The following is a 24,627-nucleotide window of genomic DNA, read 5'->3' on the forward strand; positions in this document are numbered from 1 at the left end:
ACCCCGTGTACGAACTCAGAGGCGTCACCAAGCGCTACACCCGAGGCAAGGACACCGTCACCGCCCTGGACGCCGTGGACCTGGCCATCGCCGACGGCGACCGTCTGGTCATCCAGGGCCCCACCGGCGGCGGCAAGTCCACCCTGCTCCAGATGCTCGGCGGCCTGGACCGGCCCACCGCCGGTGAGGTCGTCCTGGACGGGACCGACGTGGCGAAGCTGTCCGAGGCCCGCCTCACCAGGGTCCGCAGCGAGAACATCGGTTTCGTCTTCCAGAGCTTCAACCTCATTCCCACGCTCACCGCCCAGGAGAACGTGGAGACCGCCCTCGTACCCCTGGGCGCGAAGACGAAGGAGCGCCGGGAACGGGCGGCCGAGGCGCTGAGGTCGGTCGGCCTCGGCGAACGCCTCGGGCATCTGCCGTCCGAGATGTCCGGAGGACAGCAGCAGCGCGTCGCGATCGCGCGGGCGCTGGTCAAGGAGCCGAAGGTGCTGCTCGCCGACGAACCCACCGGCAACCTCGACGAGTCGATGCGCGACGAGATCATGGAGGTGCTGGAACGCATGTGGAAGGAGCTCGGGCTGACGTTCATCATGGTCACGCACGACTCCGCCATCGCCAGGAAGGCCCCGCGCCTGGCGACGATCCGCAAGGGCCGGATCACCGTCAAGGAGAACGCCGGCGCCTGACGGCCGCAGCGCGCGCACCACTTCATCGCCCCCGGCACACCGTGTGCCCGGGGGCGTACGCGCGGGCCGGCGAGAGCGCTCCCGGACCGTGGCGACGGAACGCGCCCGCCACCGCCACCGCCACCACGGCAACCCCCGGCGGTCCCGGCCACGATGCCCGCCAAGGGGCGGGCCGCCGCGGACGCCGAAGGGCTCCGTGTGTCCCGTTGCCCGCCGACGTGAAGGCGCCGTCAGGCCGACTGCCCGGCCCGTGTCGCGTCCGCTCCCCAACTCGCCAGCAGGCGCAGCGCCTCCGCCGACGCGCTCCCCGGTTCGGCGTGATACGTGGTGAGCGCCAGCCCGTCGTCGTCCGCCGGCCGGAACGACTCGAAGCTCAACGTCAGCTCGCCCACCAGCGGATGCCGCAGCCGCTTGACGCCGTAGCTCTTCTCCTTGACGTCGTGCGTGGCCCACAGCCGCCGGAACTCCTCGCTCTTCACGGAGAGTTCGCCGACCAGCGCGGACAGCCGGGGATCGTCCGGGTAGCAGCCCGCCTCCATGCGCAGGAAGCTGACCATGTCGTAGGCCTTCTGCTCCCACTCCACGTACAGATCGCGGTACTCGGGCCTGAGGAACACCAGCCGGGCCCAGTTCCGTTCCTGCGCCGGCAGCTCCGACCAGTCGCCGAAGACGGCCGCCGCCATGCCGTTCCAGGCCAGGATGTCCGAGCGCCGGCCGGTGAGGTACGCCGGCACCGAGCCGTCCATCGTGTCCAGCAGGTGCCGCAGCGCCCCGCGCACCTGCTGGGTCCGGGCCGCCGTCTTCTTCTTGTGCTGCTTGGGCTTGGCGAGGTGGGTGAGGTGGTTGTGCTCGGCGTCGGTCAGCCGCAGCGCCCGCGCGATGGAGTCGAGCACCTCCGCGGACACGTTCCGCCCGTTGCCCTGCTCCAGGCGCGTGTAGTACGCCACCGAGACGCCCGCCAGCTGCGCCAGCTCCTCGCGCCTGAGCCCCGGCACCCGGCGGTGCCGCCCGAAGTCCGGCAGCCCCACGTCCTCCGGCTTCAGCCGGGCGCGCCGGGTGCGCAGGAACTCACTGAGCTCGGCACGCCGGTCCAGCGCCCCCGAGGCCTCGTGCACGGGATCGGGCTGTTCGTCCATACGGCAAGTATTCACCGTCGTACGCACACGTTCCTGACCCCGCCAGTGGTAGGAACGGCGGACGTACGCAGAAGCGTGGGCTGGGTGAGCCCCGGACGTTCCGGCAGGCTGGACGACGTGCCCGGTCGGAAGGCAGCCGGGCGGCAACCACCGCTAGGAGATCCCTCGGCATGACCACTGTTGCTGCGTACGCCGCACCCGCCGCGAAGGCTCCCCTGGAGCGCACCACCATCGAGCGTCGGGCGGTCGGCGAGTTCGACGTCCTGATCGACATCAAGTTCGCCGGTATCTGCCACTCGGACATCCACCAGGCCCGCGAGGGCTGGGGCGAGGCGATCTTCCCGATGGTCCCGGGCCACGAGATCGCGGGCATCGTCTCCGAGGTCGGCCCCGGAGTGACCAGGTTCGCCGTCGGCGACCGCGTGGGCGTCGGCTGCATGGTCGACTCCTGCCGCGAGTGCGAGAACTGCCGGGCCGGTCTGGAGCAGTACTGCCTCAACGGCAACGTCGGCACCTACAACGCCGTCGGCAAGGACGGCGAGCCCACCTACGGCGGCTACTCGGAGAAGATCGTCGTCGACGAGAACTTCGTCGTCCGCGTCCCCGACGGCCTCTCCCTCGACGTGGCCGCGCCCCTGCTGTGCGCCGGCATCACCACGTACTCCCCGCTGCGCCACTGGAACGCCGGCCCCGGCAAGAAGGTCGCGATCCTCGGCATGGGCGGCCTCGGCCACATGGGCGTGAAGATCGCGCACGCGCTGGGCGCCGAGGTCACGGTGCTCTCGCAGTCCCTGCGCAAGAAGGACGAGGGGCTGAGGCTGGGCGCGGACCACTACTACGCGACCAGCGACGAGCAGACCTTCAGGGACCTGCGCGGCAGCTTCGACCTGATCCTCTCGACGGTCTCCGCCCCGCTGGACCTGGACGCGTTCCTGTCCCTGCTGAAGACGGACGGCGCCTTCGTGAACGTCGGCGCCCCCGAGGAGCCCGTCAGGCTCAACCTCTTCTCGGTGATCGGCGGCCGCAAGACCCTCGCCGGCTCCGGCATCGGCGGCATCCGCGAGACCCAGGAGATGCTGGACTTCTGCGCGGAGCACGGCTTCGGCGCGGAGATCGAGCTGATCCGCGCGGACCAGATCAACGAGGCGTACGAGCGGGTGCTCTCCAGCGACGTCCGCTTCCGGTTCGTGATCGACACGGCGACGATCTGAGCGGCGCGGCTGATCCAGGGGCCCCGGCACCTCGTGCCGGGGCCCCTCGGCGTGTCCCAGGGCCGACGGGCCGCGCTCCCGGCGTTCCGGGGGCGGGTTCGGCCTCAACCGGGAGCCGGGAGCCGCCTGTTGTTCCCTCCGCCCTTCCCTGAGCTTCATGTTCCGGAGTGCCGGGAGTCGGCGCGGCCGTCTGGGATGGTGGGCGCACAGGGCCGAGGAACCGTGACCCAGCCGGCCATCACCGCGTCCGAGCCGTGAGGAAGCCATGATTCGCAGTGCGTTCGGCAGACCTTCCCGGAGTACGTTCCGTATGCGCGCCGGTCTCGGTGCCGCCGCCCTGTTCGCCGTCGTCGTGCCCGCCGGGGCCCCGGCGCAGGCCGCTCCGGCGGACACCGCGGCGGCCGCGCCGGCCGCGCGGTGGACGACCGAGACGCTCGCGCCCGGCGTGCTGCTGCGCACCGGCACCGTGCGGCGCACGGACGTCACCCACACCTGGACGGTCACCGTCCGCTCGCCGGCCACCAGCCGGCTGACCGGCGCCGCGACCTGGGCCGAGGTCGGCAGCCGCGACTGGGCCGGCACCACGGCCCGGACGCTGCGCGAGGCGGGGTACACGCCGCGCGTGGAGAGCGTCCGGTGGCCCGGCTACGCCGACACCCCGCACGACGTGATGGGCTACCGGGTGCGGATCGGCTCCTTCGCCGACCGGGCCGACGCCCAGTCCACCGCGAAGGAGGTCACCTCGGCCGGCTTCCACACCCTGGTCGCGTGGACCGGCTACGACGTCCAGGAGCCGGCCGACCGCGAGAACGTCCACGTCGCGGTGATCGACCCGCGCCTCTTCCGCGGCACGGTCGAGGCCACCCACGACGGCGACGTCGCCCGGCGCGAGACCACCTCGTCGGTCGCCTCCGCGCTGCACTCGCTGGTCGCCGTCAACGGCGGCTTCTTCGTGACCTCGGACGCCGACGGCGTCCAGGGCACCATCTCCGGACTCGGCGCCTACCACGGCCGGCTGGGCTCGATGGCGGCCGGTTCGCGGGCCGCCCTGATCCTCGGTGACGGCGGCCGCCGCGTCCGCGTGGCCGACGTGACCACCACCGTCACCGCCCGCGTCGGAAGGTCGTCGTACGCGATCCAGGGGATCAACCGCGTCCCGTCCCTGGTCCGCGACTGCGGCCGCCCCGGCGCCACGCCGAGCGACCGGCCCTGGCAGGACGTGACCTGCCGGCTGAGCGACGACCTGGTGCAGTTCACCCCCGAGTTCGGCGCGGACCTGCCCACCGGAGCGGGCGCGCAGGCCGTGCTGGACGCCTCCGGCCGGGTGGTCTCGGCCGGTGCGCGGGCCGGACGGGTACCGGCGGGCGGGCGCGTCCTGCAGGGTGTCGGCGCCGCCGCGGCCTGGCTGACCGCCCACGCGTCCCCCGGGCGGCGCGTCCTCGTCCGCGAGGACGTCCGCGACACCACCGGCCGCCGCCTGCGGCTCGGCGGCGACGACTCCGTGGTGAGCGCGGCGCCCACCCTGGTGAGGAACGGCCGTATCGACATCGACGCCGCCGCCGAGGGCGTGGTCGACCCGCTGGACCTCTCCTTCGGCTACGCCTGGGCCAACACCCGCCAGCCGCGCACCATGGCGGGCGTCGACGGCAGGGGCCGGCTGATCCTGGCCACGGTCGACGGCCGCCGCACCGACGGCAGCGAGGGCTTCACCCTGTACGAGGAAGCCCGGTTCATGCGCTCGCTCGGCGCCGTGCAGGCCCTGAACCTGGACGGTGGCGGCTCCACCACGATGGCCGTACGGGGCGTCCTCGCCAACCACCCGTCGGACGCGACGGGCGAACGCCCGGTCGGCGACACGGTGCAGGTACGTCCGGCTCCCGCCGGCTGACGGCCCGGGCCCACCGGCCGGCCGGCGCCGGTGGGCGCTCCCCCCTTTCCCGTGCCGCCGGCGGCGGCTGGGACACTGCCGTCATGGACACCACAGCCGAGCAGATAAGTGCCCGGACGGCGGCCGCGTGGACCGTCGCGCTCGCGATCCTCGGAGGCTTCACCGGTTACGCGTGGGACGGGCCGTTCCTCGCCGTCACCTGCGCCCTCTCCCTGGGCGGCGGCGGGGCCGTGGGCACGGTGCTGTCCCGCCGCCGCATGATCGCGACCATCCGCGAAGGCCAGGGCAGGGCCGCCGCGCTCGGCTACGCCGACGGAGTCGCGGACATGATGGTGCTCGGGATATCGGCGTACCGGGACGCCGTCTTCCCGCTGTCCGGCCCCGACGCGGTGGACGCCGCCGAGCGCGTGGCACGCCGTGAGGCCGCCTACCGCCTCACGGCCGCCGACGGGCTCGCCCACAGCGTCCGTACGGCCGCGGCCGCCGCCCTCGCGGCCATCGACGACCGGCGCGACCACGAGACCCGGTCCGCCATGGAGGACCTGATGAAGGCCGTCCAGGAGCAGCGCCGGGGGACGTGACCGGCGGCCACCCCGGCCCACCCCGTGCGGTCCGCGGCCCGGACCCGTCCCCCGTGCGGGCCCGCGACCCCGATCCGTCCCCCGTGCGAGCTACACCCAGGTGTCCACCGCACGGTGACGATCCCGGACCGCCGGATCCATAGCGTTCGGTGCAGCCGCGGCACTCCGGCCGCGGATGTGGCGGAGGGGATTCCCATGAGGCTGATATGGCAGTTCGCGGCCGTGGCGGCGGTCGCGTTCATCGGCGGGCAGGGTGCCGGCGCGGTGCAGGACCAGGCGTGGCTCACGCTGGTCGTGGGCGCGCTGACCGCCGTGCTCGCGCTGTTCGTCTACCGGTGGGTGGTACGGCGGACCGAGCACCGCGAGGTCACGGAGGTCGCCCGGCGGGGCGCCGGGGCCGCGGTCGGCCGGGGCGCGCTGCTCGGCGGGGCGCTGTTCGCCGCCGTCATCGTGAACCTCGCCCTGCTCGGGGACTACGGCGTCCACGGCCTGGGCTCGGTGAGCGGCGCGGCGGGACTGGCCGGGTTCATGGCCGCGGCCGCCGTGACGGAGGAACTGCTCTTCCGCGGAGTCCTGTTCCGGATCGTGGAGGAACGCGTCGGCACCTGGATCGCGCTGACCCTGACCGGCGTGCTGTTCGGCCTGTCGCACCTGCTCAACCCGCACGCCAGCCTGTGGGGCGCCCTCGCCATCGCGATCGAGGCGGGCGGCATGCTGGGCGCCGCCTACGTGGCCACCCGCGGCCTGTGGCTGCCGATCGGGCTGCACTTCGGCTGGAACTTCGCCGAGTCCGGCATCTTCAGCACCGAGGTCTCCGGCAACGACACCAAGCAGGGGCTGCTGGACGCCACCGTGTCGGGCCCGAAGCTCCTCACCGGCGGTGACTTCGGCCCGGAGGGCAGCCTGTACGCGGTGGTGTTCTGCGTGCTGGCGACGATCGTGCTCATGCGGCTGGCCCGTCGGCGCGGACACCTGGTGCCGCGTCGCCGCCGGGCCGGCCGGGTCGACGCGACCGCTACAGTTGCCCGGTGATCGCTCTTCGGCGGTTCCCGGACCTCTGGCGCCGGCTCGACGCCACGGTCCGGGACCTCCTGCTCGGGCTGCTGCTGCTGACCGTGTCGCTCCTGCCGGTGCTGCAGCGGCACGGGACCCGGCTGGGCGGCGTCGCGGACCGCCCCTTCGACGCCGGTGCCGCCGCGGTCGTCCTGCTCGAGTGCCTCCCGCTCGTGTTGCGCCGACGCCGGCCGGCCCTCTGTCTCGCCCTGGTGTCGCTGGCCTTCGCCGCCGACCAGCTGCGCGGCTACCACCTGGTCTCGGGTGTCGCGCTGCTGGTCGCGCTGGTGAGCACGGGACTGCACCTGCAACGGCGCCGGCGCGCCGCCGCGCTGCTGTTCTCCGCCGCGTACGTGGTGCTGGCCGTCGCGCTCGGGCGGCTCGGCTCGGGCGAGCCGGTGAGCGAGTTCGTGACGTTCTACCTGGTGCTGACGCTCGGCTGGGGCGGCGGGGCCTGGCTGCGTGCCGCCAGGATCACGGAGGCGGAACGCCGCAGCCGTGTCGCCGAGGACACCCGTACCGCCGAACGCGCCCGTATCGCCCGCGAGTTGCACGACGTGGTGACCCACCACGTGACGGCGATGGTCGTACAGGCCGAGGCGGCGCGCTACCTGACCGCCGCCCCCGACCGCCTGGACCAGGCCCTGACCGCCGTCACGGACACCGGCCGCCGGGCCATCACCGACCTGCGCCACCTGCTCGACCTGCTCGACCCCGGCCACGGCGCCGAGGCCAGGACGCCCGCCGTCGGCCGGCTCCTCACGCTCGTCGAGCAGACCCGCCGGGCCGGGCAGCCGGTGGAGTTCACCGAGGAGGGCGCCCCCGCCGCGTCGACGGGCAGCGCCGACCTCGTGGCCTACCGGGTCGTGCAGGAAGCCCTGACGAACGCCCTCAAGCACGCCCGTGGCAACCGCACCTCGGTCCGGGTGAGCCACGGCACGAAGGAGATCACCGTGGAGGTCACCACGGACGGCGCCGGTTCCCCGGCCGCGTCCCCCGGCGGCAGCGGCAGCGGCCGGGGCCTGGCCGGCCTGCGCGAACGGGTCGACGTCCTGGGCGGCGACTTCAGCGCCCGCCCCCGGACGAACGGCGGATTCCTGGTGCGGGCGCGCATACCGGCGGGGGGCGCGTCGTGACGCCGGCGGTGGCTGCGGTGGCGCCGGCCGGGGCGTTCGGGGGAGGGCCCGGCGGACCGTCCGCGGGAGATGCCGGCGGGGCCCGCGCGGGGAGCACGGTGTGAGTCCTGTGGCGGAGCGGGACGCGACCGCGCCGATCCGGGTCCTGGTCTGCGACGACCAGATACTGGTCCGCACCGGACTGGTGACGATCATCGACGCCCAGCCGGACCTCGAGGTGGCGGGCGAGTGCGGAGACGGGCGGAGCGCCGTCGACCTCGCCGGCCGGCTCCTGCCGGACGTCGTCGTGATGGACGTGCGCATGCCGGTGCTCGACGGCATCGAGGCCACCCGCCTGCTGGCCGGCGCCGGGGTGCCCGACCCCGTCAAGGTGCTCGTGGTGACCACCTTCAACCTCGACGAGTACGTCTACGAGGCGCTGCGCGCGGGCGCCAGCGGCTTCCTCCTCAAGGACGCGCCCCCGGCCCAGCTCCTGCACGGCATCCGCACCGTGGCCACCGGCGCGGCACTGCTGGCCCCCGAGGTGACACGCCGGCTCGTGGGCCGGTACGCCGCCCGCATCCGCCCCGCCGGAGGCACCCCGCACGACATCCCGCTGACCCCCCGCGAGCTGGAGGTCCTCCGCCTCATCGCGGACGGCCTCTCCAACAGCGAGATCGCCGGCGCCCTCGTCATCAGCCAGGAGACCGTGAAGACCTTCGTCTCCCGCATCCTCACCAAACTCGACCTGCGCGACCGGGTCCAGGCCGTCGTGTACGCCTACCGGCACGGCCTGGTGACGTGAGGCGGACGGAGGCGGACGGCGACCGCGCGACCCGGTGGACACGCGCGGAATCGCGGGGAACCCTCACACGTTGTGGGAGGTGGGCATCGGATGCCGGTGGTATGCGGGCCGAGCAGCCCGAGCGACCGAGCTGACACGTACTTGGAGGGTCACCATGGCTGCGCAGACGCAGAGGGCCGTACTCGCGGGCGGATGTTTCTGGGGGATGCAGGATCTGATCCGCCGGCTCCCGGGCGTGACGGCGACCCGGGTCGGATACACCGGCGGTGACGTGCCGAACGCGACGTACCGCAACCACGGGACGCACGCGGAGGCCATCGAGATCCTCTTCGACCCCGCGAAGACCGACTACCGCGCCCTCCTGGAGTTCTTCTTCCAGATCCACGACCCGAGCACCAGGAACCGCCAGGGCAACGACATCGGCCTCAGCTACCGCTCGGCGATCTACTACGTGGACGACGAGCAGAAGCGGATCGCCGAGGACACGATCGCCGACGTCGACGCCTCCGGCCTGTGGCCGGGCAAGGTCGTCACCGAGGTGGAGCCGGCCGGCCCCTTCTGGGAGGCCGAGCCCGAGCACCAGGACTACCTGGAACGCTACCCGGACGGCTACACCTGCCACTTCCCGCGCCCGGGATGGCGGCTGCCCGCCCGCACGGAGGGCTGAACCCGGGACGGGACGGGGCCCGGCAGCAGCGGAACGGACGGATACCGGCCGGCTGCGGCTCCGCGGCCGGCCGTGTCCTGCACGGCCGGAGCGGCGCCCCGTCGGTGCGGCCCGGAGCGGCGCCTCGTCAGTGCGGCAGGGTCGCCGGGCTGCCGCCGTTCGCCTCGTAGCCCGCCACCGCCAGCGCCCGGTAGACCGCGAACTCCGCCGCGGGATCCGGCGACAGGGTCCAGGGCAGCGCGCCGACATGGCCGTCGATGTGTATGAGCTGGTTCATGGCCTCGCCCCAGCGCTCGGCGCGGACCAGGAAGAAGACCAGCAGATGGCGTACGTGCGCCAGCATCGGGTCGTCCGGCCGGGCCGAGTGCACCGCGTGCAGCGCCCCGTGCATCGCCTTCGTCACGACCTCGCTCTGGTAGAAGCCGCTGACCAGGTTCACCTCGGGGAGGTGCTCGAACACCGAGAAGAGCGGCATCGCGGCGAGCAGCGAGCCGTGCGGGGCCCGCGCGGCGGCCGCCTCCGCGAAGGACGTCGCCAGCTCCCGCGAGCCGTGCCACTTCTCGCACCAGTAGTGCAGCGCCGCCAGGTGGGCGCCCATGTGCGCCGGGGCGCGGTCCAGGATCTTCAGCCAGAGCTGCTCGAACTCCGGCCGGGAGTACGCGAGACCCCGGGCCACCGACAGCTCGACGATGTACGGGACCGGGTCACCGGGGGCGAGCAGCGCCGCGTCCCCGCACGCCGACCTCGCCTCCTCCATGATGATCCGGAACTCGTCCGTGCCCGGCGTCGACGTGCGCCACGCCTGCTGCACCAGGAACTCCGCGTGCACCGCCGCACCGCCGGCGTCCTTGGGCTGCTCGGCGCGCCACACCCGCAGCCACTGCCCGCCCGGGGTCTCGCTGACCCCGCCGGGCCGCTGCTGCAGCTCCAGCGAGGCCGCGCCCGCGAAGGCCTGCACGCGCTGCCAGCGCAGCTCGCCCCCGGTCTCCGTGCCCGCCAGCAGCTGTGCGGCCGCGCGGTAGTCCTGGGTGCGCTGCACCAGGTCCAGGACGTCCAGCAGGTCCTGGTCGGGGCCGGGCATGCGGACGTCCAGCTCCTCCTCGCGCACGAATCCGTAGTCCGCGGGATCGGCGGCGTCCGGGTGGCCCGCCGGGACCTGCTCGATCATGCCCCGACGGCGCCGCATGAACGGCAGCAGCACGAAGCCGAGCATGACCAGCGCGATCAGGACCCAGAGGAATTCCATGGCTCAAGCGTTCCAGACGCCACCGGCAATTGGCCAACCCGGTCGGCGGCCTGTGGAAAACCCACGCCCACCGGCCTCACCGTACGGTCCCCCGTGCCTCCGGGTCCGCCACCCGCCCCGGCGGCGCACTACGCTCGGGCCCATGAGCGACAGGCACATCAGTCAGCACTTCGAGACCCTCGCGATCCACGCGGGCAACACCGCCGATCCCCTCACCGGCGCGGTCGTCCCGCCGATCTACCAGGTCTCGACCTACAAGCAGGACGGCGTCGGCGGCCTGCGCGGGGGCTACGAGTACAGCCGTAGCGCCAACCCGACCAGGGCCGCCCTGGAGGAGAACCTCGCAGCCCTCGAGGGAGGCCGCCGCGGTCTCGCGTTCGCGTCCGGACTGGCGGCCGAGGACTGCCTGTTGCGCACGCTGCTCAGCCCCGGCGACCACGTGGTCATCCCCAACGACGCGTACGGCGGCACGTTCCGCCTGTTCGCGAAGGTCGTCGCCCGGTGGGGGGTGGAGTGGTCGGTCGCCGACACCAGCGATCCGTCCGCCGTGCGGGCCGCCATCACCCCGAAGACCAAGGCCGTGTGGGTGGAGACCCCCTCCAACCCGCTGCTCGGCATCACCGACATCGCCGCGCTCGCCCAGGTCGCGCGGGACGCGGGCGCGAGGCTCGTCGTCGACAACACCTTCGCCACGCCCTACCTCCAGCAGCCGCTGGCACTCGGCGCCGACGTCGTCGTGCACTCGCTGACCAAGTACATGGGCGGCCACTCCGACGTCGTCGGCGGCGCCCTGATCGTCGCCGACGAGACGCTCGGCGAGGAACTGGCGTTCCACCAGAACGCGATGGGCGCCGTCGCCGGCCCCTTCGACGCGTGGCTGGTGCTGCGCGGCACCAAGACGCTGTCGGTGCGCATGGACCGGCACAGCGAGAACGCCACCAAGGTCGCGGACATGCTCACCCGGCACCCGCGCGTGACGCGTGTGCTCTACCCCGGTCTGCCCGAGCACCCCGGTCACGAGGTCGCCGCCAAGCAGATGCGGGCCTTCGGCGGCATGGTGTCGTTCCGGGTCGAGGGCGGCGAGGAGGCCGCCGTCGCGGTCTGCGACCGCGCCGAGGTGTTCACGCTCGGCGAGTCCCTCGGCGGTGTCGAGTCGCTGATCGAGCACCCGGGGCGCATGACGCACGCCTCCGCCGCCGGTTCCGCCCTGGAGGTGCCCGCCGATCTCGTACGGCTCTCCGTGGGCATCGAGAACGTCGACGACCTCCTGGAGGACCTGCAGCAGGCGCTCGGCTAGCCGCCGCGCTCACCAGCCCGTGTACGGGGGAGTCGTCTGGGTGGGCGGCTCCACCCACGGGCGGGCCGTCACGGCCCAGACGAGGAACGCCACGCTCGCGGCGCACAGCAGCAGCCACAGCAGCCGCCGGGCGGCCCTCCTGCGGCGCAGCCTGCGGTTGCCGCGCCGCAGGACCTCCCCGTACAGCTCCGGCGGCACCCGTGGCGGAACCCGCTCCATGATGCGCCGCGCCGCCGCCTCGCGCTCGGCCCGGTTCACGCGCCCCTCCCCACGCCCGCGCGCCTCACGACGGTGCCACCTTCGCGCCCGCGACCGTCCGCGCGGGGCCGCCGTGCGACGGGTGCAGCAGCGTCGCCGTGGCCCGGTCGCAGATGGTGCGGACGCGTTCGGTCGGCAGGCCGAGCAGCGCCGCGGTCTGCTCCTCGGCGACGCCCTCGTACAGCCTGAGGACCAGGATCAGGCGTTCCTGCGGCGCGAGCCCGGCCAGCGGGCTGTCCGGATGCGGGCTGGACCGGCCGAAACCGCCGTACTGGTGCCATGCCGCGCGCGCGAAGCGGCTGGCCAGGTACTGGCGGGCGCGGTCGTAGGGGTCCTCGCCGCGCAGCCGGTCCCAGGCGCTGTACGTGTGCGCGAGGGCCAGGGTCAGCAGGCGCCGCGCGCGCGGGTTGTCGTCCGGCGCCTCGGCGGTCAGCAGGGTGGCGGCATGCAGCAGCCGCCCTGCCGCGCCCGCGACGAACGCCTCGAACTCCCGGGCCCGGCGGGCGGATCGGGACGCCTGCCGTTCTCGCACCGCGCCTCCCGCCCTCACGGCGACCCAGACGGAACGGGACCCTGCCGCGTACGGGATGCTGAACCGCGTACGAAAAGGACCCGATCTCATATGAGGCCAGGGGTGCCCCGTCGGTCAAGAGCCGGGCGGCTCGCGCGCGCGAGAGCCGGCGGGGCGGAGGCGCGGACGGACCCCCAGGACCCTCGGGAGGCGGGCCCCAGGGCCCTCAGGAGGCGGCCGGCGCGTCCGGTCCCTGCCCGCCCTGGGGCGACATCCGCGAGGACAGCGCGGCGTTGAAGCGCGTCAGGAGCGCGCAGAACGTCTCACGCTCCTCCGGCGCCCAGTCCTGCGTCAGTTCGGCCATGAGACGGCGCCTGGACGAGCGCACCTCCTCGAGACGCGCCAGTCCGCGCGGGGACAGCTGAAGCACCACGGCGCGCCCGTCCTCGGGGTGGGAGGTGCGCTTGACGAGACCGGTGTCCACGAGCGGCGCCACCTGCCGGGTCACCGTCGAGGAGTCGATGCCCATGCTCGCCGCGAGCGCCTTGACGCCCATGGGGCCCTCTTTGTCGAGGCGGTTGAGCAGCAGGTACGCGGCGCGGTCCATGGAGTTGCGCACCTGCCCCACCCCGCCGAGCCGGGTCTGTTCGGCACGTCGGGCGAAGACCGCCACCTCGTGCTGCAGCGTGTCGAGAAGACCGGTGTCACCGACGGTCGTCATGTCCATCGACATTTCAGGTGTTGTGGGCATGGCCGGAGGCTCACTTCATGAAGGGGCTGCTGGAATGGGGGACAGAGTACGCGGCCCGGCGGCAGGCCGTACCGGCGCTGCGCAAACCAGTCTCGGACGTTGGTCACACGGGGCCCGTGCGCCTGTGAACTGCGATGCTTGAGCCATGAGCTACAGCACGGCCCACTCCCTGCGGCCCGTGACCCTCGACGACGTGCGGGGAGCGCAGAAGATGCTCTCGGGCGTGGCGCGGGTGACGGCCATGGAGGGCAGCAGGTACCTGTCCCGGCTGGTCGGCGCGCCGGTGCACTTCAAGTGCGAGAACCTGCAGCGTACGGGCTCGTTCAAGCTGCGCGGCGGCTACGTGCGGATCGCCGGGCTGCTGCCCGAGGAGCGCGCCGCCGGAGTGGTGGCGGCGAGCGCGGGCAACCACGCCCAGGGCGTCGCCCTGGCGTCCTCGCTGCTCGGTGTGCGGGCGACGGTGTTCATGCCGAAGGGCGCCCCGCTGCCGAAGATCAGCGCCACCCGGGAGTACGGCGCCGAGGTGCGCCTGCACGGGCAGGTGGTCGACGAGACCCTGGCCGCCGCGCAGGCGTACGCGGCCGAGACGGGCGCGGTGTTCATCCACCCCTTCGACCACCCGGACATCATCGCGGGCCAGGGCACGGTCGGGCTGGAGATCCTGGAACAGTGCCCGGAGGTGCGCACGATCGTGGTCGGCGTCGGCGGGGGAGGTCTCGCGGCCGGTATCGCGGTCGCGGTGAAGGCGCTCAGGCCGGACGTGCGGATCGTGGGCGTGCAGGCGGAGGGCTCGGCCGCGTATCCGCCCTCGATCGCGGCCGGGCACCCGGTGTCGATCGAGCACCCGACGACCATGGCCGACGGCATCCGGGTCGGCCGGCCCGGCGACGTCCCGTTCGCCATCATCCGCGAGCTGATGGACGAGGTCCGCACGGTCTCCGAGGACGCGCTGTCCGCCGCTCTGCTGCTGTGCCTGGAGAGGGCCAAGCTGGTCGTCGAACCGGCCGGCGCGAGCCCGGTCGCCGCGCTGCAGAGCGAGCCGGGGGCCTTCGAGGGGCCGGTGGTCGCGGTGCTGTCGGGCGGGAACGTCGACCCGCTGCTGATGCAGCGCGTTCTGCGGCACGGCATGGCGGCGCAGGGCCGCTACCTGGCCGTACGGCTGCGGCTCACGGACCGGCCGGGAGCGCTCGCCACGCTTCTCGGGGCGTTGTCAGTGGTGGACGCTAACGTCCTCGATGTGAGTCACGTACGGACCGATCCACGGCTCGGGCTCACGGAGGCGGAGGTCGAGCTGCACCTGGAGACGAAGGGGCCGGAGCACTGCCTCGAAGTCGGCCGGGCCCTGCGCGAGGCGGGCTACACGGTCGTCGACTGAGGCGGCGGGCGCCGTCGACCGGCGGCGCTCGAGCCGAACGCGCAGCTCAGGGGCTGTTCGTCACTCGATCGGTTAAATCCGTTGAGAGACGCGATACATCGCGTTAGTGTGTCTCGCAACCGCCCGTCCGCCATCCATCAGGCGGAGCGAAACGTACAAATCTAGGCTTCTCGAAGAATCCCCGACGACGTGGAGACTCACATGCCAGGCGCCATCTATGCCGAAGGCCTGGTCAAGACCTTCGGTGACGTAAGGGCTCTGGACGGCGTCGACCTCGATGTCCCCGAGGGCACCGTCCTGGGCCTGCTCGGGCCGAACGGCGCGGGCAAGACGACGGCGGTCCGCTGCCTGACCACGCTGCTGCGGCCCGACAGCGGCAGGGCGGTCGTGGCCGGCCTCGACGTGCTGAAGCACCCCAACGAGGTGCGGCGCTCCATCGGCCTGTCCGGCCAGTTCGCCGCGGTCGACGAATACCTGACCGGCCGCGAGAACCTCCAGATGGTCGGTCGGCTCTACCAGATGAGGGCCAGGGCCGCGAAGACCAGGGCCGCCGAGCTGCTGGAGCAGTTCGACCTCGCGGACGCCGCCGACCGCCCCGCGAAGACCTACTCCGGAGGCATGCGCCGCCGGCTCGACCTGGCCGCCGCCCTGGTGGTCTCGCCACCGGTGATGTTCATGGACGAGCCGACGACCGGCCTCGACCCGCGCAACCGCCAGCTGCTGTGGGACGTCATCAAGCGGCTCGTCTCCGGCGGCACCACCCTGCTGCTGACCACGCAGTACCTGGAGGAGGCCGACCACCTCGCGCACGACATCGTGGTCGTCGACCACGGCCATGTCATCGCCCGCGGCACCTCCGACCAGCTCAAGGCCCGCACCGGCGGCGAGCGTGTCGAGGTCGTGGTGCACGAGCGCGAGCACATCGCCACCGCCGGCGAGGTCCTGACCGGCTTCGGCAAGGGGGAGCTCACCGTCGAGGAGCACACCCGCAGGCTCACCGTCCCCGTCACCGGCGGCGCCAAGCTGCTGGCCGAGGTCATCCGGGAGCTGGACGTCCGCGGCATCGAGATAGACGACATCGGGCTGCGCCGCCCGACCCTCGACGACGTGTTCCTCTCCCTGACCGGCCACGTGGCCGAGGCGGACGAGGCGGACGGCGCATCCGGGAAGGCGGCGGCCAAGGACCGCCGGCAGAAGAAGGAGGCAGCCAAGTGAGCGCCGTCACGGACGCCGTGCGGGTCGCACCGACCGGGAACCCCGTCAGCCAGTCTTTCCGCGACTCGATGGTCGTCGCGAAGCGGAATCTTATCCGCATGTCCCGTATTCCCGAAATGATTATTTACGGCCTGATCCAGCCGATCATGTTCGTGGTGCTGTTCACCTACGTCTTCGGCGGTTCCATGCAGATCGGCGGCAGCACCAGCGCCACCGACTACAAGAACTTCCTGATGGCGGGGATCTTCGCGCAGACCGTCACCTTCGCCACCGCCAGCTCCGGCGCGGGCATCGCCGACGACATGCACAAGGGCCTCATCGACCGCTTCCGGTCCCTGCCCATGGCCCGTGGCGCGGTGCTCACCGGGCGCACGCTCGCCGACTCGGTGCAGACGGCGCTGACCCTGGTCGTCCTCGCCCTGGTGGCCCTGCTGGTCGGCTGGCGCGTGGGGTCGGACGGCGACACGAACGCCGGGAAGGTGCTCGGCGCGTTCGGCCTGCTGCTCCTGCTCGGCTACGCCTTCACCTGGATCGGCGCCCTGATCGGCATGTCCGTGCGCACTCCCGAGGCGGCCACGTCCAGCGGACTGATCTGGCTGTTCCCGGTGACGTTCATCTCGAACGCGTTCGTGGACACCAGCCACATGACCCCGTGGCTGCGGCACATCGCCGAGTGGAACCCCTTCAGTGCCACGGTCCAGGCCTGCCGCGTGCTGTTCGGGAACCCGGGCCAGTCGCCCTCGGACGCCTGGCCCATGGTGCATCCGGTGTGGGCCTCACTGATCTACTCGGCTCTGATCATCGTCATATTCAGGACGCTGTCGGTGCGGAAGTACCGCTCGGCGACGGCCTGACCGGGACACGACGAAGCCCCCGGCGTCAGCGGGACACCGGGGGCTTCGTCGAGGCAGTGCCGGCCCGGCCGGCGGGCCGGGGTCAGCCGTTGTAGGGCTCGGCCTTGAGGATCCTCACGGAAGCCGTCTTGCCGTTGGGCAGCTCGTACTCCGCGTCCTCGCCGACCTTGTGGCCGATCACGCCGGAGCCGAGCGGGGACTGCGGGGAGTACGTCTCGATGTCCGAACTCGCGTATTCGCGCGAGGCGAGCAGGAAGGTCATGGTGTCGTCCTCGTCGCCATCGAAGGCGATCGTGACGACCATGCCGGGCGCCACCGCGCCGTCCGCGGACGCCGGAGCCTCGCCGACCTTGGCGTTCTCCAGGAGCTGGGTCAGCTGGCGCACACGGAGCTCCTGCTTGCCCTGCTCTTCCTTGGCCGCGTGGTACCCGCCGTTCTCACGCAGGTCGCCCTCCTCGCGCGCGGCCGCGATCTTGGCGGCGATCTCCGTGCGCGCAGGACCAGACAGGTACTCCAGCTCGGCCTTGAGCTGGTTGTACGCCTCCTGGGTCAGCCAGGTGACGTTCTCGCTGGTCTGGGTCACAGGTGCTCCTCGTAGGTACTGGGAATACAAAGCATCGCCCTACCCAGAAGAATGTTCCTTCACGGAAGGGCGAAACCACGAGCCTAACAATTCCGTGCCGCAAGGGGGAGGACATAAGCCATCAGACATACGTCAACGCAGGTCAGGGCCTACGCATTCCGGCCAGGGAGAGTCGGCGTCAGCTGGCGTGGCAGCCGAGGAGCTCCGCCGTGGTGCCCCTGGACGTCGTACGGAGCGTGACGACCTTGTCGATGCGCGTGGCACGGCCGTCGAAGTGGAAGTCGGCCCGGCCCACCTCGGCGCCGTCCGCCGCCTGGGAGCGCAGGGTGCAGTAGCCGCTGGTGCCGGCGTCCTTGTGGACCTCCAGATGCACGTTCACCGCGTTCTTCTGCGCGTCGAAGGTGATCACCTGGGCGCTGATCCTGTTCTGCCCGACGTAGTGGTAGGCGAAATAGCCCACCAGGGCGAGCAGTGCCGCGGCGAGAACGGCGCCGACGGCCTTGAGCCTGCGGTCGGCGCGCTCGTCCGAGGAGCGGCCGTAGCGGCCCTCGGGCAGCTGTGCGTGCGCCGTGCTCATGATCGTCCCCTCGGAAACCGGGCCCCGGAATTTTTCGTCCCCCGGTTCGGTCACTATAGAAGCCCCCCGCCCGCCGCCCGACCACCGCCCCTCAACGACGTCCCTCCCGGACGACACCTGTTGCATCGCACCCGAGAACACCGGGGGCGCCGACCACGAGGATTGAGTCTTGACTGACCAGCTGCGACTGATGGCCGTCCACGCCCACCCCGACGACGAGTCGAGCAAGGGCGCGGCCACCATGGCGAAGTACGTGTCCGAGGGGGTGGACGTGCTGGTCGTGACCTGCACCGGCGGGGAGCGCGGTTCCATCCTCAACCCGAAGCTGCAGGGCGACTCGTACATCGAGGAGCACATCCACGAGGTGCGCAAGAAGGAGATGGACGAGGCGCGGGAGATCCTCGGCGTCAGGCAGGAGTGGCTCGGCTTCGTCGACTCGGGCCTGCCCGAGGGCGACCCGCTGCCCCCGCTGCCCGAGGGGTGCTTCGCCCTGCAGGACGTCGACAAGGCGGCCGGTGAGCTGGTGAAGCAGATCCGCGCCTTCCGCCCGCAGGTGATCACCACCTACGACGAGAACGGCGGCTACCCGCACCCGGACCACATCATGACCCACAAGATCTCGATGGTGGCCTTCGAGGGCGCGGCGGACGCCGAGAAGTACCCGGAGGCCGAGTACGGCCCGGCCTACCAGCCGCTGAAGCTCTACTACAACCAGGGCTTCAACCGTCCGCGCACCGAGGCCCTGCACCACGCGCTGCTCGAGCGGGGCCTGGAGTCGCCGTACGAGGACTGGCTCAAGCGCTGGAAGGAGTCCGAGCGCGCCGAGCGCACGCTGACCACGCACATTCCGTGCGCCGACTTCTTCCAGATCCGGGACAAGGCGCTGATCGCGCACGCCACGCAGATCGACCCCGACGGCGGCTGGTTCAAGGTTCCGATGGAGATCCAGAAGGAGGTCTGGCCGACGGAGGAGTACGAGCTCGCGAAGTCCCTCGTCGACAGCTCCCTCCCCGAGGACGACCTCTTCGCGGGGATCCGCGACAATGGCTGACATGAGCGCAAGCGTGAGCCTGGCAATGACGCACCTCGTCCCCCTCGCCAAGGAGGTGGACGAGAACAAGGTCACCCCCGGCGTCCTCGGCTTCATCGTCTTCGCGGCGATGGCCCTGGCGGTATGGGCACTGATGAAGTCCATGAACCGGCACATGAGCAGGGTCGACTTCAAGGAGCCGGCCGACCGGGACGCCGGACGGTCCTCGGAGACCTCCGCCGATCCCGAGGCCCGCCGGGGCTGACGTCCCCCGTGCGTGCGGGGGGTGGCCGGCGGTCAGCGACCGGCCGGTACCGCCACCCCCATCACTTCGCGCGCGTGCCGGCTGGGCACCATGCCCAGGCGCCATCCCTGCCAGCCGTCGTCCAGGCTCACCCCGCGCTCGAGCAGCAGCTGGTAGGCCGCCAGGTAGTCGTCGAGCTTCCCGTCCCGCAGGGGATGGGCAGAGCGGGAGAGCTGGGCCAGTTCCTCCTGGGCGACGGCCGTGCCGATCTCCACGCCGCCGGGTGCCGCGTAGGGCAGCAGGGTGCAGCGCAGGAAACGGGCCCAGTCCTCGCCGCGCCGGTCGCCGTAGGACGTGAACAGGGCCACGGCCTCGTCGCACAGCGCCAGCGCCTGCGGGGTGCGGGCGTTGCCCCCGTCCACCACCGCCAGTTCCAGGCAGGTCCACGCCTCGCCGTGGGCCACGCCGATGCGCTGGAAGTCCGCCCGGGCGTCGACCAGGAGCTGACGGGCGAAGCCGGAGTTGCGCAGTGAGCCCGTCTGGGCGGCCCGCTGGTCGCGGGTGACCCGGGCCGAGTGGTGGCGGGCGCAGGCCAGGCCGTAGACGTCACGCATCCGGGAGAACATCGTGCGCGAGCGCTCCAGCTCGCGGACCGCGCGGTCGAGGTCGCCCGTCTCCTCCAGGGCCTGGCCGAGGTAGTAGACCGTCCATGCCTCGCCGCGCGCGTCCTCGTTGTCGCGGTGGCGGGAGGCCGCCTGGCGCAGCCCGTCGACCGCCGGGGAGGCGTCACCGGCGACGAGCCGGGCGCGGGCGAGCTGGGTGAGGGCCCATGCCTCGCCGCGGGCGTCACGGGTGCGGCCGTACCGGGCGAGGGCGGCGTTCAGCTCCGACTCCGCGCGCGGGACGTCGCCCATGCGCAGGGAGAGCTGGCCGAGCTGGTAGTGGGCCCAGGCCTCGCCGTGCACGGACTCGCCGTCGTGGTGCAGCACCAGGGACTCGGTGAGCAGCCGCAGTGCCTCCGCGACCCGGCCGCGGTCGCGCTCCACCGCGGCCAGGGCGTGCATCGTCCAGGCGCGGTCGGTCGCCAGCTCGGGGGCGGCCTGGAGGTCCAGTGCCTCGCGGAGCCTGCCCGCCGCCTCGGTGAGGTTGCCCTGGTGGTGCAGGGTGATGCCGAGGGAGCACAGGGCGCGGGCGGCGCCCGCGTCGTGATGGGCCTCCCGGTAGAGATCGACGACCGAGGCCAGCGTCGTGCGCGCCTTGTCCAGCTCGCCCAGCTGCCGGGCCGCGATGCCCGTGCGCCACTGCACCGAGCGGACCAGCAGGCCTTGGTCGACGGCCTGGGCGAGCTCGCTGATCTCGCCCAGGCGGTAGAGGTCACCGCGCAGCAGGCAGTAGTCGCACAGTGCGCCGAGCAGGTTCAGCACCGCCGCCTGGTTCACGCCCTCGGCGTGCCGCAGCGTGGAGGTGATGAAGCTCGACTCGTCGTCGAGCCAGCGCAGTGCCTCGTCCAGCGAGGTGAAGCCGTGCGGGCCGAAGCGGTCGGAGCGGGTCGACATGTTGCCGTCGACCAGGCGCAGCACCGAGTCGGCCAGGTCGGCGTAGTTCACGATCAGGCGTTCCTGCGCGGCCGTGCGCTCCGCCGGCTCCTCCTCGTCCAGGAGACGGGCGTGGGCGAAGACGCGGACCAGGTCGTGGAGGCGGTAGCGGCTGCCGCGCACATGGTCGAGCAGGCCCGCCCGGGAGAGCGCCGTCAGATGACGGGCCGCCTCCGCCTCGTCCGTCGCCAGCAGGGAGGCGGCCGCCGCGGCACCGAGGGAGGCGCGGCCGGCGAGGGCCAGCCGGCGCAGCAGCCGGCGGGCCGTCTGCGGCTGGTCGGTGTAGCGCAGCCACAGCGCGCGCTCGATCGGCTCCACGGGGCCGTAGACCCCGAGGTCGGTGGCGAGCCGGCGGGGCGAACGCGGCCCGAGCGAGGAGCCGGCGACGGACAGGGCCAGCGGCAGCCCGCCGCACAGCTCCCTGATCCGGTCGGCCGAATCGGCGTCGTAGGGGCCGGAACTGTCCTGCGCCGCCGCCTTGAGCAGCTCCTCCGCGCCCGCCGCCTCCAGTGCCCGGACGGGGAGTTGGTGGACGTGGGCCTGGAGGTCGGAGGGGAGCGCGAGGGGTTCGCGCGTGGTGATCAGGACCAGGCTGTCGGACCGCTCGGGCAGGAGTGCGCGGATCTGTTCGGGGTCCGAGGCGTCGTCCAGGACGATCGTCACCGGCAGGCCGGTCAGGTGCTGGTGGTACAGCTCGCCCAGGCGCTTGACCTGCTGGTCGGGGGAGGAGCGCTCGCGGAACAGCAGCTGTTCGCGGGGCGCGCCGAGCCGGTTCAGCAGGTGCAGCAGGGCGTCCCGGGTGGACAGCGGTGGTTCCTCCGGGTTGCCGCCGCGCAGGTCCACGACGCAGGCGCCGCGGAAGTGGTCCCTCAGGTCGTGGGTGGCGCGCACGGCCAGGGTCGTACGGCCACTGCCGGGCGGTCCGTGCAGCACCACGACCGTCGGACGGGTCTCCGTGCTCGCGCGGGCCGCCTGCACCCACTGCCGGATCCGCGCCATCTCCTGCCGCCGGCCCGCGAACGCGCCCGCCGGCTCCGGGAGCTGGCCGAAGGACTGCGCCAGCACGCTGCGCCCGCGGGCCGCCGCGCTCTTGTCCGTGCCGCGCAGCTTCGGCCCGGTCTTCTTCGGGCCGGTGGAGGCGGCGAGGACGCGCTGCTGGTCGAGGAAGGGGCGGATGCCGCGCACCTCCAGGGCGGTCAGCCACTGCAGCCGCAGCTGCTCCGGCCCGCCCGGCTGGCTGGCGGCGCCGGCCCGGTGGTGCGCGGCGGGCAGATGCGAGCCGGCCACCTTGACCACGGTCGCCGCCGCGCCCGCCACGCCCACGGTCGCGCCCGCGCCGAGGGCCGTGCCGGTGCCGGTGCCGAGAGCCAGGTCGGCCGCCGCGGCCGCGAGGGCGGCGACGGCCGCCACCAGCAGGGGGGTTCCGGACCCCTCCCGGGCGTATCTCTGGGCGAAGGTGAGCCGGCCGGCCTCCGCCTCGTCGAGTGCGCGTGTGTAGGCCTCGTACTCCTCGGTGGCCGTCTGCGCCATCGCGTCGAGCGCGCCGCGCGAACGCGACAGCAACACCGCCGCGTCGGTGCGTCCGCCGGAGCGTCGTACCTCCTCCTCCACGGCCCGCGCCAGCAGCCGCTCGGCATCCGCCCGATGACCGTCCCGCATGTCACGTCCCCCTCCGGCGGCAACTCCTTTGACCACGAGTGTCCTTGGAGTCGGGGCCGAGCGCGAGAGGGCGACGATCAATGGGGGCGGGGCGGGCGCGCGGTCCGCCGCCGTCAGGACCTGTGCGAGTACCGCGTCCCGAGGGGGGCGCGCCCGGTCGGCACGCGTTTCTCCGCGGTGCCCGGGCCCGTGGGAGAGTGGAACGGTGAACCGACTGGCCCATGAGACGTCCCCGTACCTCCTCCAGCACGCCGGCAACCCGGTCGACTGGTGGCCCTGGTCGGCCGAGGCATTCGACGAGGCCCGCGAGGCGAACAAGCCCGTCCTGCTGAGCGTCGGATACTCGAGCTGTCACTGGTGTCACGTCATGGCTCACGAGTCCTTCGAGGACCCGGCCACCGCCGACTTCCTGAACGAACACTTCGTCAGCGTCAAGGTCGACCGCGAGGAGCGCCCCGACGTCGACGCGGTGTACATGGAGGCCGTCCAGGCGGCCACCGGCCAGGGCGGCTGGCCCATGACCGTGTTCCTCACCCCGGACGCGGAGCCGTTCTACTTCGGCACCTACTTCCCGCCCGCCCCGCGCCACGGCATGCCCTCCTTCCGGCAGGTGCTGGAGGGCGTGCGGGCGGCGTGGTCCGACCGGCGGGGCGAGGTCGCCGAGGTGGCCGGGAAGATCGTCAAGGACCTCGCCGGGCGCGAGATCTCCTACGGCGACGCACGGGTCCCGGGCGAGGAGGAGCTCGCGCAGGCGCTGCTCGGCCTCACCCGCGAGTACGACCCGCAGCGCGGCGGGTTCGGCGGCGCGCCCAAGTTCCCGCCGTCCATGGTGATCGAGTTCCTGCTGCGCCACCACGCCCGGACCCGTTCCGAAGGCGCCCTGCAGATGGCCGCGGACACCTGCGAACGGATGGCCCGCGGCGGCATCTACGACCAGCTCGGCGGCGGCTTCGCCCGCTACTCCGTGGACCGCGGCTGGGTCGTGCCGCACTTCGAGAAGATGCTCTACGACAACGCCCTGCTGTGCCGTGCCTACGCCCACCTGTGGCGGGTCACGGGCTCCGGGCTCGCCCGCCGCGTGGCGCTGGAGACCGCCGACTTCATGGTCCGCGAACTCCGCACCGAGCAGGGCGGGTTCGCCTCCGCGCTGGACGCCGACAGCGACGACGGGACGGGCCGGCACGTCGAGGGCGCGTACTACGTGTGGACCCCGCGGCAGCTCACCGAGGTGCTCGGTGAGCAGGACGCCGAACTCGCCGCCCGCTACTTCGAGGTCACCGAGGACGGCACCTTCGAGCACGGCTCCTCCGTACTGCAGCTCCCGCAGCACGAGGGCGTGTTCGACGCGCAGAAGGTCGACGGCATCAAGGACCGGCTGCTGCGGGCCCGCGCCGGGCGCCCCGCCCCGGGCCGCGACGACAAGGTGGTCGCCGCCTGGAACGGCCTGGCGATCGCCGCGCTCGCCGAGACCGGCGCCTACTTCGACCGCCCCGACCTGGTCGAGGCCGCGGCCGGCGCCGCCGATCTCCTGGTCCGGCTGCACCTGGACGAGCGGGCCCGCCTCACCCGCACCAGCAAGGACGGCCGGGCCGGCGCCAACGCGGGCGTCCTCGAGGACTACGCCGACGTCGCCGAGGGCTTCCTCGCACTCGCCTCCGTCACCGGCGAGGGCGTCTGGCTGGAGTTCGCGGGCCTCCTGCTCGACCACGTCCTCGCCCGCTTCGTCGACGAGGACGACGGCAGCCTCTACGACACCGCCGCGGACGCCGAGAAGCTGATCCGCCGGCCGCAGGACCCCACCGACAACGCCACCCCGTCCGGCTGGTCCGCCGCCGCGGGCGCGCTGCTCGGCTATGCCGCGCACACGGGTTCGCAGCCCCACCGCGACGCCGCGGAGAAGGCGCTCGGTGTCGTCACGGCCCTCGGCCCGCGGGTGCCCCGCTTCGTCGGCTGGGGCCTGGCGGTCGCCGAGGCGCTGCTCGACGGCCCCAAGGAGGTGGCGGTCGTCGGGCCCGCCCCGGACGACGAGGCGACGCTGGCCCTGCGGCGCACGGCGCTGCTCGGCCGCGCGCCGGGTGCCGTGGTCGCCGTGGGGGTCGCGGGGAGTGACGAGTTCCCCTTGCTCGCCGGCCGGCCCCTCGTCGGCGGCGCAGCCACGGCGTACGTCTGCCGTAACTTCACCTGCGACGCGCCGACCACCGATGCGGAACGGCTGCACACCGCGTTGAACGGCTGAAACGGTCGTAAACGAAGCGGAGTTCACGTAACCGGTCGCCGCAAATGATCA

The 24,627-nt window shown here is 72.8% G+C and carries 23 protein-coding genes; 15 read left to right on the forward strand and 8 right to left on the reverse strand.

Annotation, left to right across the window (positions count from 1 at the left end):
* The first annotated feature begins 5 nt into the window (after nt 1-5).
* Nucleotides 6-689, forward strand: coding sequence for an ABC transporter ATP-binding protein (locus ACJ9NR_RS24935; protein WP_412493149.1), 684 nt, complete (start codon nt 6-8; stop codon nt 687-689).
* Between the two features lie 230 nt (nt 690-919).
* Here ACJ9NR_RS24935 and ACJ9NR_RS24940 read toward each other — a convergent pair whose 3' ends face one another.
* Nucleotides 920-1,825 (reverse strand): helix-turn-helix domain-containing protein, encoded by a 906-nt coding sequence (locus ACJ9NR_RS24940; protein ID WP_412493150.1) that lies wholly within the window; start codon nt 1,823-1,825, stop codon nt 920-922.
* Nucleotides 1,826-1,995: 170 nt separating this feature from the next.
* On the opposite strand from ACJ9NR_RS24940, the gene ACJ9NR_RS24945 reads away from it, so the two are divergent.
* The 7 genes from ACJ9NR_RS24945 to msrA all read left to right on the forward strand — a co-directional run bounded on the left by ACJ9NR_RS24945 (nt 1,996) and on the right by msrA (nt 9,145).
* Nucleotides 1,996-3,036, forward strand: a complete 1,041-nt coding sequence (locus ACJ9NR_RS24945; RefSeq protein WP_412493151.1) for an NAD(P)-dependent alcohol dehydrogenase — start codon at nt 1,996-1,998, stop codon at nt 3,034-3,036.
* A gap of 310 nt (nt 3,037-3,346) precedes the next feature.
* The gene (locus tag ACJ9NR_RS24950) at nt 3,347-4,924 is read left to right on the forward strand and encodes a phosphodiester glycosidase family protein (RefSeq protein WP_412493152.1); all 1,578 of its coding nucleotides are present in this window, start codon (nt 3,347-3,349) and stop codon (nt 4,922-4,924) included.
* An 83-nt stretch (nt 4,925-5,007) separates the two neighbouring features.
* Entirely contained in the window at nt 5,008-5,505 is a 498-nt protein-coding gene (locus tag ACJ9NR_RS24955; RefSeq protein ID WP_412493153.1) for a hypothetical protein, read from the forward strand.
* A gap of 195 nt (nt 5,506-5,700) precedes the next feature.
* A complete protein-coding gene (locus ACJ9NR_RS24960) occupies nt 5,701-6,537 on the forward strand; it encodes a CPBP family intramembrane glutamic endopeptidase (RefSeq protein WP_412493154.1) in 837 nt (278 codons plus the stop codon).
* The gene (locus tag ACJ9NR_RS24965; RefSeq protein WP_412493155.1) at nt 6,534-7,694 is read left to right on the forward strand and encodes a sensor histidine kinase; all 1,161 of its coding nucleotides are present in this window, start codon (nt 6,534-6,536) and stop codon (nt 7,692-7,694) included. The genes ACJ9NR_RS24960 and ACJ9NR_RS24965 overlap by 4 nt, the downstream gene beginning before the upstream one ends.
* Nucleotides 7,695-7,803: 109 nt before the next feature.
* On the forward strand, nt 7,804-8,478 hold the full coding sequence (locus tag ACJ9NR_RS24970) for a response regulator (RefSeq protein ID WP_412493514.1): 675 nt from the start codon (nt 7,804-7,806) through the stop codon (nt 8,476-8,478).
* Between the two features lie 154 nt (nt 8,479-8,632).
* Complete coding sequence (gene msrA / locus ACJ9NR_RS24975; RefSeq protein WP_412493156.1) at nt 8,633-9,145, forward strand: peptide-methionine (S)-S-oxide reductase MsrA; 513 nt, start codon at nt 8,633-8,635, stop codon at nt 9,143-9,145.
* Nucleotides 9,146-9,272: 127 nt separating this feature from the next.
* Here the strand turns inward: msrA and ACJ9NR_RS24980 are convergent, their stop codons facing one another.
* Complete coding sequence (locus tag ACJ9NR_RS24980) at nt 9,273-10,391, reverse strand: hypothetical protein (RefSeq protein WP_412493157.1); 1,119 nt, start codon at nt 10,389-10,391, stop codon at nt 9,273-9,275.
* 142 nt (nt 10,392-10,533) lie between these two features.
* Here ACJ9NR_RS24980 and ACJ9NR_RS24985 point away from each other — a divergent pair, with 142 nt between their 5' ends.
* Nucleotides 10,534-11,688 (forward strand): cystathionine gamma-synthase, encoded by a 1,155-nt coding sequence (locus tag ACJ9NR_RS24985; RefSeq protein WP_412493158.1) that lies wholly within the window; start codon nt 10,534-10,536, stop codon nt 11,686-11,688.
* Between the two features lie 9 nt (nt 11,689-11,697).
* Here the strand turns inward: ACJ9NR_RS24985 and ACJ9NR_RS24990 are convergent, their stop codons facing one another.
* The 3 genes from ACJ9NR_RS24990 to ACJ9NR_RS25000 form a co-directional block, all read right to left on the reverse strand.
* Nucleotides 11,698-11,946: a hypothetical protein gene (locus ACJ9NR_RS24990; RefSeq protein WP_412493159.1), complete on the reverse strand. Its 249-nt coding sequence runs from the start codon at nt 11,944-11,946 to the stop codon at nt 11,698-11,700.
* Between the two features lie 25 nt (nt 11,947-11,971).
* Nucleotides 11,972-12,478: a sigma factor-like helix-turn-helix DNA-binding protein gene (locus ACJ9NR_RS24995; RefSeq protein WP_412493160.1), complete on the reverse strand. Its 507-nt coding sequence runs from the start codon at nt 12,476-12,478 to the stop codon at nt 11,972-11,974.
* A gap of 205 nt (nt 12,479-12,683) precedes the next feature.
* Nucleotides 12,684-13,190 (reverse strand): MarR family winged helix-turn-helix transcriptional regulator, encoded by a 507-nt coding sequence (locus tag ACJ9NR_RS25000; RefSeq protein ID WP_412493515.1) that lies wholly within the window; start codon nt 13,188-13,190, stop codon nt 12,684-12,686.
* Between the two features lie 163 nt (nt 13,191-13,353).
* Between ACJ9NR_RS25000 and ilvA the strand changes: the two genes are divergently transcribed.
* The 3 genes from ilvA to ACJ9NR_RS25015 all read left to right on the forward strand — a co-directional run bounded on the left by ilvA (nt 13,354) and on the right by ACJ9NR_RS25015 (nt 16,652).
* Nucleotides 13,354-14,583, forward strand: coding sequence for a threonine ammonia-lyase (gene ilvA / locus ACJ9NR_RS25005; protein ID WP_412493161.1), 1,230 nt, complete (start codon nt 13,354-13,356; stop codon nt 14,581-14,583).
* 201 nt (nt 14,584-14,784) lie between these two features.
* Entirely contained in the window at nt 14,785-15,798 is a 1,014-nt protein-coding gene (locus ACJ9NR_RS25010) for an ATP-binding cassette domain-containing protein (protein WP_412493162.1), read from the forward strand.
* The gene (locus ACJ9NR_RS25015) at nt 15,795-16,652 is read left to right on the forward strand and encodes an ABC transporter permease (RefSeq protein ID WP_412493163.1); all 858 of its coding nucleotides are present in this window, start codon (nt 15,795-15,797) and stop codon (nt 16,650-16,652) included. Before ACJ9NR_RS25010 ends, ACJ9NR_RS25015 begins: the two co-directional genes overlap by 4 nt.
* Before the next feature lie 82 nt (nt 16,653-16,734).
* Here the strand turns inward: ACJ9NR_RS25015 and greA are convergent, their stop codons facing one another.
* Both greA and ACJ9NR_RS25025 read right to left on the reverse strand, forming a co-directional pair.
* Entirely contained in the window at nt 16,735-17,235 is a 501-nt protein-coding gene (gene greA / locus ACJ9NR_RS25020) for a transcription elongation factor GreA (RefSeq protein ID WP_217209203.1), read from the reverse strand.
* A gap of 178 nt (nt 17,236-17,413) precedes the next feature.
* Nucleotides 17,414-17,812, reverse strand: a complete 399-nt coding sequence (locus ACJ9NR_RS25025; RefSeq protein WP_412493164.1) for a DUF4307 domain-containing protein — start codon at nt 17,810-17,812, stop codon at nt 17,414-17,416.
* A gap of 190 nt (nt 17,813-18,002) precedes the next feature.
* Here ACJ9NR_RS25025 and mca point away from each other — a divergent pair, with 190 nt between their 5' ends.
* A complete protein-coding gene (gene mca, locus ACJ9NR_RS25030; protein ID WP_412493516.1) occupies nt 18,003-18,863 on the forward strand; it encodes a mycothiol conjugate amidase Mca in 861 nt (286 codons plus the stop codon).
* Nucleotides 18,856-19,107, forward strand: coding sequence for a hypothetical protein (locus ACJ9NR_RS25035; protein ID WP_412493165.1), 252 nt, complete (start codon nt 18,856-18,858; stop codon nt 19,105-19,107). The genes mca and ACJ9NR_RS25035 overlap by 8 nt, the downstream gene beginning before the upstream one ends.
* Before the next feature lie 32 nt (nt 19,108-19,139).
* Here the strand turns inward: ACJ9NR_RS25035 and ACJ9NR_RS25040 are convergent, their stop codons facing one another.
* The gene (locus ACJ9NR_RS25040) at nt 19,140-22,340 is read right to left on the reverse strand and encodes a tetratricopeptide repeat protein (RefSeq protein ID WP_412493166.1); all 3,201 of its coding nucleotides are present in this window, start codon (nt 22,338-22,340) and stop codon (nt 19,140-19,142) included.
* 205 nt (nt 22,341-22,545) lie between these two features.
* On the opposite strand from ACJ9NR_RS25040, the gene ACJ9NR_RS25045 reads away from it, so the two are divergent.
* Nucleotides 22,546-24,576 carry a thioredoxin domain-containing protein gene (locus ACJ9NR_RS25045; protein ID WP_412493167.1) on the forward strand — a complete coding sequence of 677 codons (2,031 nt, stop codon included), beginning with the start codon at nt 22,546-22,548 and terminating at the stop codon, nt 24,574-24,576.
* The last annotated feature ends 51 nt before the right edge of the window (nt 24,577-24,627 follow it).

This window comes from Streptomyces sediminimaris (assembly GCF_047049295.1).
GTDB classification, from domain to species: Bacteria; Actinomycetota; Actinomycetes; order Streptomycetales; family Streptomycetaceae; genus Streptomyces; species Streptomyces sediminimaris.